We start from the raw sequence: 16,909 nt of genomic DNA, 5'->3' as shown, positions 1-16,909 counted from the left end.
AACACCTCTTTGTCAGCGCATCTTCACCACAACCAACGTCACATCGTCATCCTGTGTTTGCCCTGCGGCCCAGTCTTCACCCGCTTTGACAAGCTGTTCGATGATGGTTGCCGGAGCCGTTTGCGCACAGGCACAGAGGGCTGCTTTGGTGCGGGCTTCCTCGAACATCTCCTGCTGGGGGTTAAAGCGTTCGAGCAAGCCGTCGCTGAGCAAGACGATCACGTCGCCGCCCGCCAGCGTCAGTTCACGTTGTTGGTATTGATAATTGGCCAGGCTGCCCAGCGGCACTGCTTTGATCGGCACCTCTTCGACTTCGCCTGTTGCGGCGCGATAAATCAGCACGGAGGGCATCCCGGCAATGCAGACGGACAGTTGCTGGTCCTGCACCTTGACCATTGTCATCGCCATAAACAAGCCGCGCAGTTTCATCTCTTTCAGCACGCGGCTCATCCGGTGGAAGATGTGCGGGATGTCGGAATGATAGGCCAGCGAGACGAACAAGCTTTTGATGGATGCGACCAGCGTGCCTGCTTTCAAACCGTGTCCCGTCGCATCGCCCACCGCAATCGTCAGCGTGCCGTCTTCGCCCAGATGAAAGTCGTAGTAATCGCCGCCGATCTCCGAAGCGGTTTTCATATACGCGGCGATGTCGAGATACGGCAGGTTGGGCAATTTCTTTGGCAGCATCGAAAGCTGCAACTGGCGGGCTTCTTCCAGTTCAGCGGCGCGGCGGTCGTTTTCGGCTTTGACTTTCTCGTGTTCCAGCGCTGCGGCGGAGAGTTGGTTGACTTGTACCAGTTGTTCTTCGAGATTGAGATTAGTACGAGCGAACTGACGTGCTAGGAAGATCGAAACGGCTCCGGTCAGAAAGAGGATGACCACACTCCTGATCGCTATTGAAAAGTTCGCCCCTGACAATCCCCGCACCAGAATCAGTACGTTCAACGCCATATACAAGGTATAACCGAGCATCCCGGCACCGACGATCCAGGCGCCCGAGACCTTGTTCTTAACTGGCAGGCTCATTCCTCGCCCAACCTCAATGACAGGGAACCAGGTCAGTGCCTGGATGTACAAGTACCAATAACGTGTCTCAGCCAGTCCCACAAAAATTGAATTCATTGGAATATAGAGCGCCGCCGCCATGACCCAGAGCCAGAACCATTTCGGCCAGCGCCCTTTCGGAATGCACTCCGCAAACGCCGTGTACATAAATGCCAGCAGCGTTCCCAACGCCAGAAAGGACAACGTATTGTTCGCCCCATTCTGCAACAGAATGCCTGTCGCGCTTTGATGGCTTAGGCTCCAACGGTAGTAGATGATATTACTGGCGGCGGAAGAGCAGGCAAACAAGCCAAAGAAAAGATTGGCGCGTTGGCTCGGATAGAACCAGAACAGCAGCAGATGTAATAACCCGATGGCTAGGAGCAGTCCGAAATTCAGCAAGTATAAGCCACCGGCTGTCCTTCTGGTGACCTGGTCGTCGCGTGCCTGCCCGGCCTCTACCAGCCAGACGCCGAACCCTGCGCCATAGTTGTTGGTGCGATTGGCATAGGCGCTTACTACTGGTCTGGCGCTTTGCCGCGCGATCCATTTACCCCAGCCGCTGGACATATCCCGCATTTCCATACACGAATGCCGCACTGCCAGCACATGCTCGCCGCGTGCGTCCAGCACAATATTGATGGGCAGCGTGTTGGGGTTGTAAACGACTTCCGTTTCTGGTGTCGTCCCGACCATGCCAAAACGCTCGACGAGCTTGCCATCCAGGAAAATCTCAGACGCGCCGTAATGCACCATCACCAGCGCCAGCGGCTGATTGGCGAGCGCCGGATCAACTTGCAAACGCAGCCGAAACCAGCCGCTGCCGTGCCAGCCTCTCTTTGGAATACTGTCGAGCGTGATCGCTGTGCCGGGCAAGGTTTCCCACGCACGATCATCGAACTGCGGATCGGCAAAGCGCGGCTCATCGCCGGGAGTATATTTCCAGCCCGGCTTGTCGAGTTCAACCGCTTTGCCCTCGCGCAAGCTGTTGGCAGTCAGCGTAAAGGGCGTCGCTTGTGCGAAGGCAGAGGCGTAAAGGAGCGCCCAGAGGCCAAGCAGAATACAGACATGAACCCAGCGCGATGGAGGCTTCATAGTTTGCGGCTCACTGCTTTAAGGATATTCAAAAGGCTTCCCACAGAACGCAGGGGTTGGCGTTAGGCCAATCGTTTGATCACCATCAGCGTGATGTCGTCGTATTGCGGCGCGGCACCCGCATACCGGTCAATCTCGTTGAAGACTTTTTCAACAACCTCGGCTGCCGGTTCGTGGGCGATGGGTCTGATAAAGTTGGCCGTGCGTTCTTCGCCGAATTCGTTCTCGTCTATGTCCTGTGCTTCGGTGACGCCGTCAGAAAAGAGCGCCACGAGGTCGCCGGGATTCAAGATGAACTCGCATTGTTCGTATGGCTGCAACATTGCCACGACGTCAGGGGCCATCAATCCCAGCGGCGTTCCTGTAGATTGCAACCAGACGGCTTCGCCATCGGCGCGCAGGAGCAGACAATCGGTGTGGCCGGCGTTGACGTAGCGGCACTTGCCTGTGGCCGCATCCAGTTCCAGCAAGATTGCCGTGACATATTTATTGGAAGGCGTCGTCGCAAACAGCAGGGCATTGGTATGTGTGACGAGATCGGTCAGGCAGGGAAGGCGACCGATCAAGGCGCGCAAGGTCGCTTGCATATTGCTCATCAGCAGCGAGGCCGGCAGCCCTTTACCGGAAACATCGGCTACGCAAATCAAATGCTGGTCGTCGGTGTAGCCAACACCCATCGGCAGCAAGTCATAATAATCGCCGCCGCACTGGCGCGCGGGGCGGTTGCGCGCGGCCAGGTCATAATTTGCCAGTTTGGGCAAATTGCCAGGGAAGAGGTTTTGTTGAATCGAAGCTGCCAATTCCAATTCCTGCTCGACCTTTTTGCGCTCGACCGCCGTGCGAAAGAACCAGGAGTTTTCAAAGGCTACGGCGGCTTGGGCGACCAGGCCCGCGCCGAATTCCAGATCAGGCGCGGAGTAGGGCAGATTGCCGGGACGCGCGCCTAAGATCACTAGGCCGCCAGTGGTGTCGTCACCGGCTTTGATCGGGAAAACAATCTTGCCTTGTTCCGCTTCGATCAGGTCTCTGACCCAGCCTTCGGGCATTTGGTCGGGCCGCAAGGCATCGTCCAGCTTTTCGGGGTCATAACCATAGCGGTCGTAATCGGTGAGTGCTTCGAGGCTCATGCCCTTTTGACGAACGACCGGCGGCTGGCCTTTTTTCCAGGCAATCAGGGCGTACTTGCGCACCATCCAGCGTCCGGACAAGGTCAGCATCAGCAGTTGCGCAACTTCTTCAGGCTCGAAACTCGATGTCAATCCCCGTCCCAGATCAATCAGCGCCTGCATGTCCTGTACCTTTTGATCCAGCGCTTGATTTAGCCGGTTGGTTTCGGCGTGCGAACGCGCATTGTCAATGCCGCTGGCGGCCATACCCAGCAGAGCCTGAATAAACGCAATCTCTTCGTCATCCAATTCGCGATTGCCAGGTTTGCAAATGCCCAGCAGCCCGGTGGGATTGGATTCATCGCCAATCGGCAAGATCAGATCAATACCGACTTCGCGAGCGTCTTCAGGCCGATAGGCGTTGCCGGTCTTGAGTTTCGCCAGACCGCGCACCAACTCAAGTTTCATCCCGTCTTCGTGCGCGACGGCGATGAAAGCTTTGGTGACCAGCAAGCGGCCCATCACGGAACGCAGCAGGTGGCGCAGCAGGTCTTCGAGATTGAGCGAGGAATGGAGCAACTGCGCGGATTCGAGCAGGGCTTCTAGCCGGGAAGGTGCGAGCGAGGTTGTCATAGAGAAATGGGGATAGCGCCTGGATGTGATCAGCCTATTTTGAAAGAGGCCGCCATAATCGGCTTAGGCAGTTTTGCGAATAAGTTTGGTCATGTGCAGTTCGTTTTTCTGGCCGGGCACATTTTGGTATTCGACTTCATCCATCAAGGTGCGAATCAGCCGCACGCCTAAGCCGCCCGATTTGCGTTCATGTACCAGCCGGTCAACGTTCGCGTCGGGTAGGTGACCCGGGTCAAATCCGCGCCCTTCGTCAATCACAGAAATGCGTAGGGCGGATTCGTCAAACGTCACTCGTATTGTTACGTCCTGGCTTATGTCGTGCCCATAGGCGTGCTCAATCACGTTGGCGCAAGCTTCATCTACAGCCAGTTCAAGCTTGGGAATTTCGCCCTCGTCTAAGCCGGCTTGTCCGCTCACACCGACAACGAACTCACGGATCAGCGCCAGATTTTCAGTAGAAGAGGGAACTTGCAGCGTAAAACGTCTTTCGATGGATGCCATCGCAGTCGTCCTCCGGATAAGTGGGGCAGATAAGTGAGGTGAAATGGGTGTTACCCCTGCGCGAAACGCTGCGCGGCGGTGGGCAGATCGTCCACCATTTCGAAGATGTCCTGGAAGCCCAGAATTTCGAATGTATGTTTGACCTTGGGGACAAGACCGCAAATTTTGATGTCGCCGCCAAGCTCGCGGATCTCCTCAATAAAGCTCATAAACACGCCCAACCCGGCAGACGAAATATAATTGAGCTTCATGCAATCCACGATGATTTTGGTGCGGCCCGCGTCCATTTCGGATTGAACAGCGCTCTCAAATTGTGGCGCGGTGTGGGCGTCAACAAACCCTTCCAGCGTGATGACAGATAAGCCATCCTGCTGCGAAGTTTGTAGCGCAAATGGGTTTGGCACTTGGCTAGCCTCCTTAGGAATGAATGCAACTGGAACGTGCGAATTGAGAATACTGCCTTAATGCGCGCACATCTTAGCATAAACATATGCGTAGGCAATGACCGCAGCACAGTCAACAAACTCGCATCCGCCATTCTTCGCAATGGAGAAACATCTGATAAGGTTGAGACCAAAGGTCTCCCCTCGGCAGCTTCAGCAATTACAACTGCTTCGAACACACTAATGTGCTGCTATTCCGCCGATGAATGACTGCTTTCATGGGTGCTTTGATCTGACGAAATTCCCTTAATGGCACTGAAAGGGAAGCTTAAAATCTGAATATAGAATGTGAATTTACTTGAGAATGATTCTAGTAATTGATTGGTTTAGTTCTGTAAATAATAGAAAAATATAGTATTTGAAATTTCAGTTGAAGCTGAAGTTTAATCTGAGATTTGCCCTAATTTCATTTAACTGTATGCTTAGCTGAGACTTGCTTTCTTATTAAGCCGAAATGGTTTCTGGTTTTGGTCGGCGCGCCGACAGCCGATATAGGGCAAATTGTTGGTTTGCTCTGTCACGGTAACTACCCTTGCCGGGTCGCCAATGCGTTTGTCCTTCGGACCGCAGGAAGCGATCAGCCCGCTCTGCATACGGAAAACACAAGCTTATCGGCCCGAAAAACTGCTAGCCAATTGCGAACCTACTCCGTAAAATGCCCGCGCTGAGAACCTTGTACACTTCAGCAACGCCGCAACCCCCAAACCCAAATGCCAAAGAGGAACGCGTGCACGTGTCCGACGAAGAGAAAGTCATCGGCGAATTGCTCGAATTCATCAAGAAGGCCTTGCCCTCTGCGCAACCGTTGTTGCTGGCGGGTCTCGCTACGGCTTGGCCTTTTCGCCTCGACGTGATCAAAACACTTTGGTTGCAATCGTGCTGGCCTACGGATTCGCGCTCCTGCTGTTGGCAATCGCCAAATTCTGCGCCCGCCTTCCTACGCGGGTAATGGTTCTCCTAGTTGAACCATTACCCCTGCCGCGAGCTCTGGGAAAAGCATTTCAAGGACAGCACCCTCGTCGCCACAGCCAGTTGGCTCAAAGCTCTGCCCGCCAAATACTCGCCCGGCTTTGCCAAACGCTACCGCTGCCAAGTCGCGCTCGATTACGAAGTCTTCAACATCGAAGGCCTGGGCCTGATCGGCGCGCACACGAGCAAGCTAGAGCGCGTCTTCGTGTACCTCAAAATCGCTTCCGCATGTTTTGAGCGCACCCTCAACGACTCGCTGGCGAAAAAGGCCTTCGAGAACGCGCGCAGCTTGTGGAATTATGTGCGCGCCATCAAAGACCGCTCCGAAGATGGGTGTGCCTTGGCGATCATCGGCCCGCCCTCTTTCCTGTGAAGCTATGGCAAGATAACGCCGTTGCAACACGCCGCCATCACGCTGGCCCCAACCGGCAGCGCCCTTATCGCGTTACCTCCTACACGCCGATCCTGCTCTTCCTGCGCGATCACCTAGCGGCAGTGACCGCTAATCCCGCGTTGACGCTGGCCGAGCTGGCGCAAAGCTATTTCAGCCGTAAAGACCATTACCCCAAACTCAACCCGCCCACCGCTTGGTTGCGCAACAACTCAAAGCCAATCAGTGCCTTGTTCTGCTGGATGGCTTGGGTGAAGTGGCTGACAGCGCCAACGGCGCGCACTCTCGCAATGGGTAGATCAGCAGATCAAAACCTATCCGCGCTGCCGCTTCGTCATCACCTCGCGCACAGAATTTCGATTGGGAGAAGATCAAGCGATTCGTCAAAGGCTGATATTTAGCCGAAGGAGGTTTCTATACAAGAACAATGTTTTGTTGATATTGTACACAAATATGGCGTATTGTGTGGGTTATTCGCACTAGATTATTAGATTTGAAAGCTGAAAGGAGCTTATTTATGCCTACTGATAACCTCGTTGGAGTAGCTGAAATCGCTGATCTCGCAGGAGTCTCCAAGCAAGTAGTCAGCAACTGGCGCATGCGATACGACGACTTTCCACGCCCTATTCAGAACCTACAGAGTGGGCCGGTCTGGGAACGGGAGCGAATCGAAGCTTGGGTAAAGATATTCAAGAGGAAGGAAACTCATGTCCTAAGCTTCATTAACCTGAAGGGTGGCGTTGGAAAGACCACCACAGCGGTAGCTGTAGCCGAAATGCTGGCGCAGGAAGAGCACAAGCACGTACTTCTTATTGATCTCGACCCACAAACCAACGCGACCATTGCAGTCATCAAGGAAAAGCAATGGGAGGACCTGGATAAGGAAGGTCGTACCATCGCACAACTTTTCGAAGATCGGCTGAAACCGCGCGAGGCACCAAAGTTCGATATCGAAAAAGCAATTGTCCACGGGGTTTCAACTATCAATGACGGCATCGCGCGGCTTGATTTGTTGCCTTCGAGCATCCGGCTCCTTGATCTCCAGGAAAGCATCCCAATGATTGCGCTGTCCGGCAACTTCACCGCCAATCCGCTCGAAATCCTGCGCGTGGCGATCCAACCCATCATTGACCGCTATGACTACATCCTCATTGACTGTCCTCCAAGTCTTGGCATCGTTACAAAAAACGGACTGAGAATTTCCACAGGGTACGTGATTCCCACCATCCCAGACATTCTATCAACGTGGGGCATTTATCAGATTGTTGAGAATGTGGTGCGCTTCGCTGAAGACATCAGTCGTCCAATTCCCCCACTGGGAATCGTAGCTACCAAGGTACAAGCTAACAATAATCTGCACCCTAGGGTTATCGCTGACCTTAGGGAGAGACGGCTTGGTCACTTCAACGAGCCTGGTGTATTGCCGCAGCCGCCATTGTTTAACAACGAGATTCCGCAGGCCGTTGCAGTTGCTCGTGGTGCGGACGTGGATGCCGACATCCATACCTTCAAGGGAAAATACGGCAACGCATATGAACCATTGCGCGGCCTTACTCAGGAGATCAAGCAGCTATGCGAAAAGAAAAAGCACTGATTGATTTGCTGCGCGGCTTAGTGGATTTGCTCGCCGAGGAGTCCGCGCGCAACCTGGAGTTTTCGAGCAAGCTTGAAGCCCTGCTATCTGAACTGCCCGAAAAGAAAGCAAAGCCGAAGAAAACGCCGACGGTGCGCTTGCCGAAGAATCTGCCTGACATTCATGCCGAGTGGAACTCCCGCGACGAAACGGACTTTCGCCTTTGGCTGCGCGATCAGTCAATCCCTGTTTTGCGTGCAATCATCCGCGCAGAAGATATGGACGCCACACGCCGAACCGCCAAATGGAAGGAAGCGGAAAAGCTTGCGGACTTCATCGCCGATGGCCTTCGTGCGCGGCAATCACGTGGTTCCGCGTTTATCGGGAGAGACAACCAATAATCAAGGGAGGACAAATGCCAAAGGAAAGAACCAAATCAGAACTTTTGTTCGATCAATACCTAGCCGAGCGCGGCTACGTATTTGAACCCCAACCGAAAATGCTGGCGGGGAAAACGCACCAGCTTGACGACCGTGTGTCTATCGGGGGAGCAGACTTGTATTTCGATGTGAAAGAATTTGAGGGTGACCAATCTTTGCCGCCCGGTACGGGAATTTTTGCTGAAGAAGAGCTTGATCCTTACCGGCGTATATTCACAAAGATCAAGAAGGCTTCGAAGCAGTTCGACGATTACAAAGAGTTCTCGTGCTCCGTGGTGTTATACAACAACAGTTCAGATCCAATCTTTCTGGAGCCAGGTATTGTCTTGGGTGCAATGTTTGGTGTGATGTCGTGGCAATTTGATGAATCCGGCACGACAAAAACCTCTTTCGGCGATTGGCGCGACATAGGTTTTCGGGCTGGGCGCATGTTCGATTATCAAAAACAAGAACCGTGCTATCAGCACTTTAGCTTTGTTATTGTGCTTGAGGAAGTAACTGTGGTGCCAACCGAGATGACGCAAATGCTGGACGATCAACACAGGCTTTTGCCGTCAGATTATGATGGAGTTGCAGAGGCCGTAATTGCTCTCAACAACATTTTAGAATTGAAACAGAGAGGTATTATCACCAGAAAAGTCTTACGAGTTGTCGTGTACGAGAACCCGCATGCTAGCGTTCATTTGCCATGCGACATTTTTAACGGGTCATATGACGAACGTTGGGGGAAAGTTGAAGAGACGAAAATTGGCAAAATTTTCGAAGGGTATCTGATCAGGGAAACCCTGCAACAAAATTCCGAGGCTGATGTTCTTTGGACAACTCTGCAACGAATATCTCCAAAATCCATCCCGATCAAAGAACATCGTATTTGAACAGTGGATTGTAACTGCTGAATGTCGGCGCGCCGACAACTGAGCTAACTTATTGATTGAGTTGAATGATCTATGTCATTAGTCATATTTGGCGGCGGAAATTCAACCTGGTCATAAACCTCCGCCAACACCAATGTGCATTCAATCGAAGCAATAAACAGGCTGCCCGTTTCGCTCACCGCCGTGTACGTCCAGCGGTTCTCGGCGGCGCGTTGGTAATATTCGATGACGGGGGCGGGTTTGGGCTACCAGGATGTAGTCGCTCAAGGTCAGTAGCCAGCGTTGATAGCGCATCCATTTTCCGTGCGGTCAAAATGCTCGGTGGTTGGGGAAGTGACCTCAATGATGACCGTCGGATTGAGCAACACGTCGCGATGTTCGTCCAGGAGTTGCAGCTTGCCGCAAACGACAACCACATCAGGATAAGAAAACAGTCCTTTGGTTGAATTGAAACGCTCTGGTAATGGGCCGCTGCGGACTTTGGTGTCCTTGCTGAAAACTTGGCAAGGGGTGCCCAGCAACTGCGTACTGATGACGCGCGTAAGGTTGGTACCGATTGCCCCGTGCTTTCACCAGCCATTCGGTAAATGAACCCGTCCAGGTATTCGTTCCGTTCCACAGTTTAATGTTCTGTCGCGTGGTATTCGGCGACAGTAAATTGCAATTCACGCTGCGGCAAACTCATCACGGGCCTCTCTTTTGCGCTTTTTGAGACAGACGCATTCTCCCCCGCAAGCGGCAGGCTGACAAGCGGATTTACGTTTCGCTTTCATCGGGCGGCGGATCAAGCAACGAAAGTTGATTGACGTGCTTGCTGGGTTTCTTCAAATGCCGCGCGAACTTCGGTTTGCCAGTCACATCCAGTTCGTTCTGCTCCAAATTCGTCAGAATCTCCCGCGCCCGTTCGATCACCGTTTTCGGCAACCCGGCCAACCGTGCGACTTCTATACCGTAGCTTTTGCTCGCGCTCCCCGGCACGACGCGGCGCAGGAAGACGATGTCGCCGCCGGCTTCGGACACGGCGACCTGATAATTGCGCACGCCGGGGCGCAGCTTCGCCAGTTCGGTTAGTTCGTGGTAGTGCGTGGCGAAGAGCGTCTTGGCATTGTGCTGGCCGTGGTCGTGCAGGTATTCGGCAATCGCCCAGGCCAGCGACAATCCGTCGAAGGTCGCCGTCCCGCGTCCGACCTCGTCCAGCAGCACCAAGCTGCGCGGCGTGGCGGTGTTGAGGATGTTCGAGGTCTCGGTCATCTCTACCATAAAGGTTGAACGGCCCAGCGCCAGATTGTCCGACGCGCCCACCCGCGTGAAGATGCGATCCACCAGCGCCAACGAAGCCGATGCGGCGGGTACGAAGCTGCCTATCTGCGCCAGGATGACGATCAGGGCGGTCTGTTTCAGGAAGACCGATTTGCCGCCCATATTCGGCCCGGTGATGATCAGCAACCGGTCGGTCGTGTTGTTGACCAGCAGGTCATTCGGCACAAAGCGTTCGCCCAGCGTCTCAATGACCGCGTGGCGCCCGCCCATGATCTTGATCTCATCGCCTTCGTGCAGTGCGGGCCGGGTGTAATTGCGCCGCGCCGCGACCTCGGCCAGCGAAGTCAGGCAGTCCAGCGCCGCCAAAACGCGGGCCACGGCCTGAATGCGTTTGACCTCGCGAGCGATGCTCTGGCGAATCGAGCTAAATAGCTCTATTTCCAATTGAATGATGCGATCTTCCGCGCCTAAAACCTTAATTTCATATTCTTTTAGCTCAGGTGTTGTAAACCGTTCTGCATTCACAAGAGTTTGCTTGCGCTCATATTCAGATGGGACTTTATCTTTATGTGAATTACTAACCTCGATAAAGTAACCAAAGACATTGTTATACTTAACCTTGAGTGAAGCGATACCTGAACGGCCCCGCTCGCGCGCTTCGATGGCCGCGATGTAGCTTTTGCCGCTCTGCGCCAGATTCCGCAACTCATCCAGTTCAGGGTTGTACCCTGCGCGGATCATCCCCGGCTCATTACTGGCGGCGGGCGGTTCCTCGGCGACGGCTTCGGTGATCAGGGTACGCACGTCTTCCAATTCATCCAGCCCTTCGGCCAACACCTGCAACAGGGAAGTCCGCGATTCGGCGATGGTGTGGTGCAGCGTGGGAATGACCTCCAGCGATTGCCGCAACGCCACCAGATCGCGCGCATTCGCCCGCCCCAGCGTGACCTTGCCGGCCAGCCGTTCCAGGTCGCCCATCGGCTCCAACTGCCGCCGAATCTGATCGCGTTTGATCGGCGCGGTTTTCAATTCCTCGACCGCATCCAGACGCGTGTTGATCTCGCCCAGCTTGACCGACGGCCGCAATAGCCATTGCCGCAACAACCGCGCCCCCATCCCGGTCATCGTTTCATCCAGAATTCCAAACAGGCTCCCCTCAGTACTGCCGTTGGAAGCACTGACCAACTCCAAATTACTGACCGTCGGTGCGTCGAGAATCAGCGCGTCGTGTTGCTCGAAGAATGTGATCTCGCTCAAATGCGTCGCCTGTGCGCGCTGCGTTTCGTTGACATAATGTACCGCAGCACCCGCCGCGCAGATGGCAAAGGTTTTGCCCGCTAACCCGAACCCGTCCAGTGAAATCACTTCCAATTGGGTGCGCAACAAAGACTCCGCATGCTCAAAGCCGAACAGCCAATCGTCCAAATGGGTCAAGGCCGCCTGTTCGCTGGCAGTTCGATAGTCTGATAACGGGGTGGTTTTTGATTCGCTTGATATTTGGGGATTGGTTGTTTCCGTTGGGATGACTGATGTGTGCGCGGGTTCGGCACTTTTTGGTTTGGCAAAGAGAGGTGACAGGGAGTGCGGCAGGATGATCTCTTTCGGCGCAAAAATCGCCAGTTGCTCCTGAAGCTGTTGCCACGCTTCGGCTCCGCGAAACTGTGTGGTCAGGAATTCGCCGGTAGAAATATCCAGCAAGGCCAAACCCATCCCCTCGCCCGACCCGCAGACTGAAGCCAGATAATTGTTCTGCTTACTTTCTAGTAACTGGTTTTCCAGCGCCGTGCCGGGCGTGATCACGCGCACGACCTCGCGTCTGACCAGTTTGGCGGTTTGTGCCGGTTCGGCTTGGTCGCAAATTGCCACGCGGTAGCCTTTCTTGACCAGCTTGGCAATGTAATTGGCCGCCGCGTGATAGGGTACTCCGCACATCGGCACGGGCGAGCCGCGCTCCTTGTGGCGTGCCGTCAACGTGATTTCCATCTCGCGCGAACCGATTAAAGCATCGTCGTAGAACAACTCGTAAAAGTCACCCAAACGAAAAAAAAGTAGCGTTCCGGGGTACTGTCTTTTTATCTCGTGATATTGCCTTAGCATGGGAGTAAGCTGTGGAGCCTTTTCGGTTGATCTCATGTTACTTATCCTATCATTCTTTGCGAAAAGGGGTTGCAAATCCGGCTGATTGTTGTCAGGTCGAGCGCAATATATAATTTGATTTACAGGGCTGTCAAACATGCCAAATCAGTTAAAGGACGACCGATATATGGATGGGAAAATTGTACTTGCTGTGGATACAACGGCAGCCCTGGCTAGTTATGCTGTGGCAAGAAACCGCACGTTAATCGCTGCGCTATGCAATGAAAGCCAGGCCCCACATTCACAATCGTTTTTTGGTAATTTGCAAACTCTATTAACTAAGGCGGGATTAAGCCTAACGCAAATAGATCTTTTTGCCGGAGTCACCGGGCCTGGTAGTTTTACCGGGCTGCGAGTTGGGCTTTCTGCTCTCAAGGGCTTAGCCCAAGCCGCACAGTGCCGCATTCTGGGAGTGAATACCATTGATCTTACCGCCCTTTCAGTAGGCGTGCCGGGTGAATTTATCGTGGTGCTTGAGGCAGGCAGAAATGAAGTCATTGTTGCGAAACGGTCTGTAAGCCATCGTATGCCCATTCAAACGATCGCGCCCGATGTGGTCGTGCCTATTACTGAATTGTCAGAACTTCTGAGTGCAGAAACTTCGGGCGCTTCGATAATTGGCCCGGAGTCCCTTCGGTCTACCCTTAACTATTTGCAGCGATGCGAATGGCCGGAATCATCGCTGGCAGTCACGCTCGCACTGTACGCGGATGACTTTCTTGAAAATGACCCCAATCCCGAACTGCATGCTTATTACCTCAGACCTTCAGACGCAGAGATCAAATATGCAAAAAAAAGCATATAAAATTGAACTGCTCTCAGCGCCCGACGTTGCCGCCGCTTGCCAACTCGAAATTGATTCAGGACTGCAAAGTCTAGGTGAAGCGGCTCTATTGCGGCGGGTCTCCAATTCTCAATCATTGCTTTTAACTGCTATAGAAGTCCATGATTCGGGATCTTCCAGAAGCTTAATTGGGATGTTTTCGGGGTATATTGTTCCTGATGAATTGGAAGTGGACAGCTTGGTAGTGGCTGCTACTGCACGCCGACAGGGAATTGGGTTGGCTCTGATGACAGTAGCCATTAGGCAGGCTTGGCAGTGCGGAGTCAGACAAGCGTTTTTAGAAGTCCGGGAAAGCAATTTGGCAGCAACCTGTTTATACAAATCCATCGGATTCGTACTGGTTGGCAAACGACGTGATTATTACAGAGACCCGCCAGAAGACGCACTCCTTTTTCGACTTGAGATTTTGGACGCAGAGCACGATTTGAATTTGAGACTATCTTGAAAACCGAATGGCTTTGGATTATTATCCGGCCCATCTGCACATCCTGTCTGATACCAGACGCCTAAACGCTAACTCTTACCTATAAGGAGGACAAGCCGATGAGCATTCCAGCAACTGAAACATCCTTGAAAGAATTTCTTCTCGCTAATGACGAGCATTATCGTGCTTTGGCGAGTGAACATCATCAATACGATGAACGATTACATGAACTTTCCGAATTATCCTTCCCAAACACTGATGAACAAATGGAAGAGATATTGCTTAAAAAGAAAAAGCTCCATCTGAAAGATCAGATGGAGGCTATCGTCCATAAGTATAAGTCGAGCAATACCTCGCATTAAGCTGGCTGGTTTGGCAAAATATGTGAACAAGAGTTGAGAGGGCGGAGACGCAGCAGCGTTTCCGCCCTCTTCGTGTTAGAATCCACGCCATCAATTAACCAGATTAAGGTGCATAACCTGGGACTATCTGTTGAGTAGAGCCTCGCAGGTTGGATAGGTGTAATTTATTTGCGGAGACACGCATTGACGAATACAAGTGAAACGAATCTAGGCAATCCCCCGCGCCGAGGCATTCGGAAAGGTATCTATATCATTCCGAGTGCATTCACTATTGGGAATATCTTGTGCGGATTTTACGCAGTGATAAACTCTGCCAAAGCTTTTCAAAACCTGGCCGCTCCGGAAGCGGCGCACCTTTTTGATAAGGCCGCGATTGCGATTGGGGTCGCTGTCCTTTTCGATGGCTTAGATGGCCGAATTGCCCGCATGACAAAGACCACCAGTGAATTTGGCGTTGAATTGGACAGTATCGCGGATGTGGTGACGTTCGGAGTTGCTCCTGCAGTTTTGGCCTACACCTGGGGGTATGGCTCAACGATCGGCCTGGAAAAATGGAGTTGGGCCATCTCGTTTTTTTTCCTGATTTGCGGAGCTTTGCGCCTGGCCCGATTCAATGTGATGGCGAGGTCTCCGAAATTTGCTCAACCCGGCAATACTCCTAAGCTGGATAAACGTTATTTTGTTGGCTTACCCATCCCCCCAGCCGCAGGAATGCTGGCTGCTGTAGTTCATTTTGCCCCTTTGCCGATTGCCATGTATTCGCCACCACAAAAAGAGTTCTTGAGTTGGTCACTACTTGCAGGGATGGGGTTCTTAGCTGTCTTAATGGTGAGTACGTTACGGTATACCAGTTTTAAAGACATTGGCTTTCAATCAAACAAGCCATTTATCGCCCTTCCGCTTTTCTCTCTCTTATTGGCTTTGATCTGGTTTCACTCTCAACTGATGCTGTTGGTACTGAGTTTTGGGTATGTCATCCACGGCCCGCTTTTGAAATTACTAGGATTGTTTGGGCGCCTGCGGCAACCGTCTAAAAGCAAGACGAATGAAGCATCTGGCTCTATCGAAGTATAAGCTAGCCCTGCCACCGTTCTTGCAGTCAAGCTTCAGCCAGGCTGGTTGTTCTCTGGTTATGGCTCGCGTATACTCACGGCCTCTTACCTATCTTCAATCAGAAAAATACTGAGGTGCAAAGAGTGTCCAATTCATTCGAAACTATTGTGATACTGGACTTCGGCTCGCAATACACGCAGTTGATCGCCCGGCGCATTCGAGAACTGGGGGTCTATTGCGAAATCCACCCCTACAATCAATCAACCGAACTGCTGAAACAAAGAAATCTCAAGGGGGTCATTTTATCCGGCGGGCCGAGTTCTGTGTATGACAAGGATGCTCCGCATTCGTCCGTTGAGGTTTTGCATCTAGGTGCTCCGGTTCTCGGCATTTGTTATGGCTTACAACTGCTCAGCTACTTTCTTGGCGGACGGGTTGAACCTTCGGCCCGGCGTGAATTCGGTGCCGCAACGATACGCATTACAGCTACCAGCCCCTTATTTGCTAATGTTCCAACCGAATTTCCGGTTTGGATGAGTCATGGAGATCACGTCACAGTTGCGCCGCCAGGGTTTGAAGTGCTTGCCGCAAGTGAGAATTCGTTGGGGGCAGTGGCTTGCACCGCCAAATCCTGGTATGGGATTCAGTTTCACCCTGAGGTCGCGCACACGCCTGATGGCAGCCACATTCTAGAGAATTTTGTCAAAAGCATCTGTGGCTGTAAGGGGGATTGGACGTCTGAGTCCTTCATCGAAGATGCAATTCGACAGATTCGTGCGCAAGTTGGCGAGGGGAGGGCTATTTGCGGCCTTTCCGGCGGGGTTGATTCTTCAGTAGCCGCAGCGCTGGTCTCAAAAGCTATAGGCAAACGCTTAACCTGTGTCTTTGTTGATAATGGGGTCTTACGTAAGCACGAATTTGAGGATGTGCTTAAGGCGTTTAAGCAAATTGATGATTTGCAAATCGTCGGAGTCGCGGCGGGGGGGCGCTTTTTGAATTCGCTTAAAGCAGAATCTGACCCGGAGCGCAAACGAAAGATCATCGGCAATGAATTTATCGAAGTGTTTCAGGAAGAAGCCGTCAAATTGGGTGAGGTTGATTTTTTGGTGCAAGGAACGCTCTATCCCGATGTGATTGAGTCACAATCGGTTAAAGGGCCGTCGGCAGTGATCAAGAGTCATCACAATGTGGGCGGTTTGCCTGAAAAGATGCACCTTAAACTTATAGAACCATTACGCGAACTGTTTAAGGATGAGGTCAGGGCTGTTGGTCGTGCGCTGGGGCTTTCTTCTGATTTGGTAGATCGTCACCCTTTTCCAGGCCCAGGCTTAGCCGTAAGAATATTGGGCGATATTGACGCGGATAAAGTTCGGGTCTTACAAGATGCGGATCAGATAATTCAGGAAGAAGTGTGTGATGCTGGCCTCTATCATAAACTATGGCAAGTGTTTGCTGTTTTGTTGCCAGTACGCACGGTTGGCGTTATGGGAGATCAGCGCACCTATGAAAACGTTATCGCCATCCGCGCAGTTGAAAGCCAAGATGGAATGACGGCAGACTGGTCGCGCTTACCTTATGACTTGCTCGCGCGGCTTAGTCAAAGGATTATCAGTGAGGTGCGGGGGGTTAATCGAGTTGTTTACGATATTAGTTCAAAGCCTCCGAGTACGATTGAGTGGGAATAGGCGAACGCTTAGCTTGCTTAAGCGTTAAGGTTAAAGAGTTAAGCAGGTAGGGCATTAAAACGCGCTTTGCTTAAG

Annotated in this window: 16 protein-coding genes; 10 read left to right on the top strand and 6 right to left on the bottom strand. The window is 52.6% G+C overall.

Annotated elements, in window-relative coordinates; translation table 11 throughout:
- Positions 1 to 12: 12 nt before the first annotated feature.
- The 4 genes from HY011_08155 to HY011_08140 form a co-directional block, all read right to left on the bottom strand.
- The gene (locus HY011_08155) at positions 13 to 2,139 is read right to left on the bottom strand and encodes a PP2C family protein-serine/threonine phosphatase (protein ID MBI3422899.1); all 2,127 of its coding nucleotides are present in this window, start codon (positions 2,137 to 2,139) and stop codon (positions 13 to 15) included.
- 62 nt (positions 2,140 to 2,201) lie between these two features.
- On the bottom strand, positions 2,202 to 3,878 hold the full coding sequence (locus HY011_08150; GenBank protein ID MBI3422898.1) for a PP2C family protein-serine/threonine phosphatase: 1,677 nt from the start codon (positions 3,876 to 3,878) through the stop codon (positions 2,202 to 2,204).
- A gap of 63 nt (positions 3,879 to 3,941) precedes the next feature.
- Positions 3,942 to 4,379, bottom strand: coding sequence for an ATP-binding protein (locus HY011_08145; GenBank protein MBI3422897.1), 438 nt, complete (start codon positions 4,377 to 4,379; stop codon positions 3,942 to 3,944).
- A 50-nt stretch (positions 4,380 to 4,429) separates the two neighbouring features.
- Complete coding sequence (locus HY011_08140) at positions 4,430 to 4,783, bottom strand: STAS domain-containing protein (GenBank protein ID MBI3422896.1); 354 nt, start codon at positions 4,781 to 4,783, stop codon at positions 4,430 to 4,432.
- A gap of 772 nt (positions 4,784 to 5,555) precedes the next feature.
- Between HY011_08140 and HY011_08135 the strand changes: the two genes are divergently transcribed.
- From HY011_08135 to HY011_08115, 5 genes are all read left to right on the top strand, one after another.
- Complete coding sequence (locus HY011_08135) at positions 5,556 to 5,771, top strand: hypothetical protein (protein ID MBI3422895.1); 216 nt, start codon at positions 5,556 to 5,558, stop codon at positions 5,769 to 5,771.
- Between the two features lie 12 nt (positions 5,772 to 5,783).
- Positions 5,784 to 6,164 (top strand): hypothetical protein, encoded by a 381-nt coding sequence (locus HY011_08130; protein MBI3422894.1) that lies wholly within the window; start codon positions 5,784 to 5,786, stop codon positions 6,162 to 6,164.
- A gap of 703 nt (positions 6,165 to 6,867) precedes the next feature.
- Complete coding sequence (locus HY011_08125; protein ID MBI3422893.1) at positions 6,868 to 7,776, top strand: AAA family ATPase; 909 nt, start codon at positions 6,868 to 6,870, stop codon at positions 7,774 to 7,776.
- Complete coding sequence (locus HY011_08120; protein MBI3422892.1) at positions 7,755 to 8,156, top strand: hypothetical protein; 402 nt, start codon at positions 7,755 to 7,757, stop codon at positions 8,154 to 8,156. Before HY011_08125 ends, HY011_08120 begins: the two co-directional genes overlap by 22 nt.
- A 14-nt stretch (positions 8,157 to 8,170) precedes the next feature.
- Positions 8,171 to 9,070, top strand: a complete 900-nt coding sequence (locus HY011_08115; protein MBI3422891.1) for a hypothetical protein — start codon at positions 8,171 to 8,173, stop codon at positions 9,068 to 9,070.
- Between the two features lie 269 nt (positions 9,071 to 9,339).
- Here the strand turns inward: HY011_08115 and HY011_08110 are convergent, their stop codons facing one another.
- Positions 9,340 to 9,627, bottom strand: a complete 288-nt coding sequence (locus HY011_08110; GenBank protein MBI3422890.1) for a Uma2 family endonuclease — start codon at positions 9,625 to 9,627, stop codon at positions 9,340 to 9,342.
- Positions 9,628 to 9,826: 199 nt separating this feature from the next.
- The gene (mutS, locus tag HY011_08105; protein ID MBI3422889.1) at positions 9,827 to 12,463 is read right to left on the bottom strand and encodes a DNA mismatch repair protein MutS; all 2,637 of its coding nucleotides are present in this window, start codon (positions 12,461 to 12,463) and stop codon (positions 9,827 to 9,829) included.
- A gap of 130 nt (positions 12,464 to 12,593) precedes the next feature.
- On the opposite strand from mutS, the gene tsaB reads away from it, so the two are divergent.
- The 5 genes from tsaB (at position 12,594) to guaA (ending at position 16,834) form a co-directional block, all read left to right on the top strand.
- Positions 12,594 to 13,271, top strand: coding sequence for a tRNA (adenosine(37)-N6)-threonylcarbamoyltransferase complex dimerization subunit type 1 TsaB (gene tsaB, locus HY011_08100; GenBank protein MBI3422888.1), 678 nt, complete (start codon positions 12,594 to 12,596; stop codon positions 13,269 to 13,271).
- A complete protein-coding gene (locus HY011_08095; protein ID MBI3422887.1) occupies positions 13,252 to 13,755 on the top strand; it encodes a GNAT family N-acetyltransferase in 504 nt (167 codons plus the stop codon). Before tsaB ends, HY011_08095 begins: the two co-directional genes overlap by 20 nt.
- A gap of 98 nt (positions 13,756 to 13,853) precedes the next feature.
- Positions 13,854 to 14,096: a DUF465 domain-containing protein gene (locus HY011_08090; GenBank protein MBI3422886.1), complete on the top strand. Its 243-nt coding sequence runs from the start codon at positions 13,854 to 13,856 to the stop codon at positions 14,094 to 14,096.
- A gap of 183 nt (positions 14,097 to 14,279) precedes the next feature.
- The gene (gene pssA / locus HY011_08085; GenBank protein MBI3422885.1) at positions 14,280 to 15,170 is read left to right on the top strand and encodes a CDP-diacylglycerol--serine O-phosphatidyltransferase; all 891 of its coding nucleotides are present in this window, start codon (positions 14,280 to 14,282) and stop codon (positions 15,168 to 15,170) included.
- A 122-nt stretch (positions 15,171 to 15,292) separates the two neighbouring features.
- Positions 15,293 to 16,834: a glutamine-hydrolyzing GMP synthase gene (gene guaA / locus HY011_08080; protein ID MBI3422884.1), complete on the top strand. Its 1,542-nt coding sequence runs from the start codon at positions 15,293 to 15,295 to the stop codon at positions 16,832 to 16,834.
- The last annotated feature ends 75 nt before the right edge of the window (positions 16,835 to 16,909 follow it).

This window comes from Acidobacteriota bacterium (assembly GCA_016196035.1).
Classification (GTDB): Bacteria; Acidobacteriota; Blastocatellia; order RBC074; family RBC074; genus JACPYM01.
The sequence above is the reverse complement of the archived record's forward strand: the minus strand, read 5'-3'. Positions and strand labels throughout refer to the sequence as shown.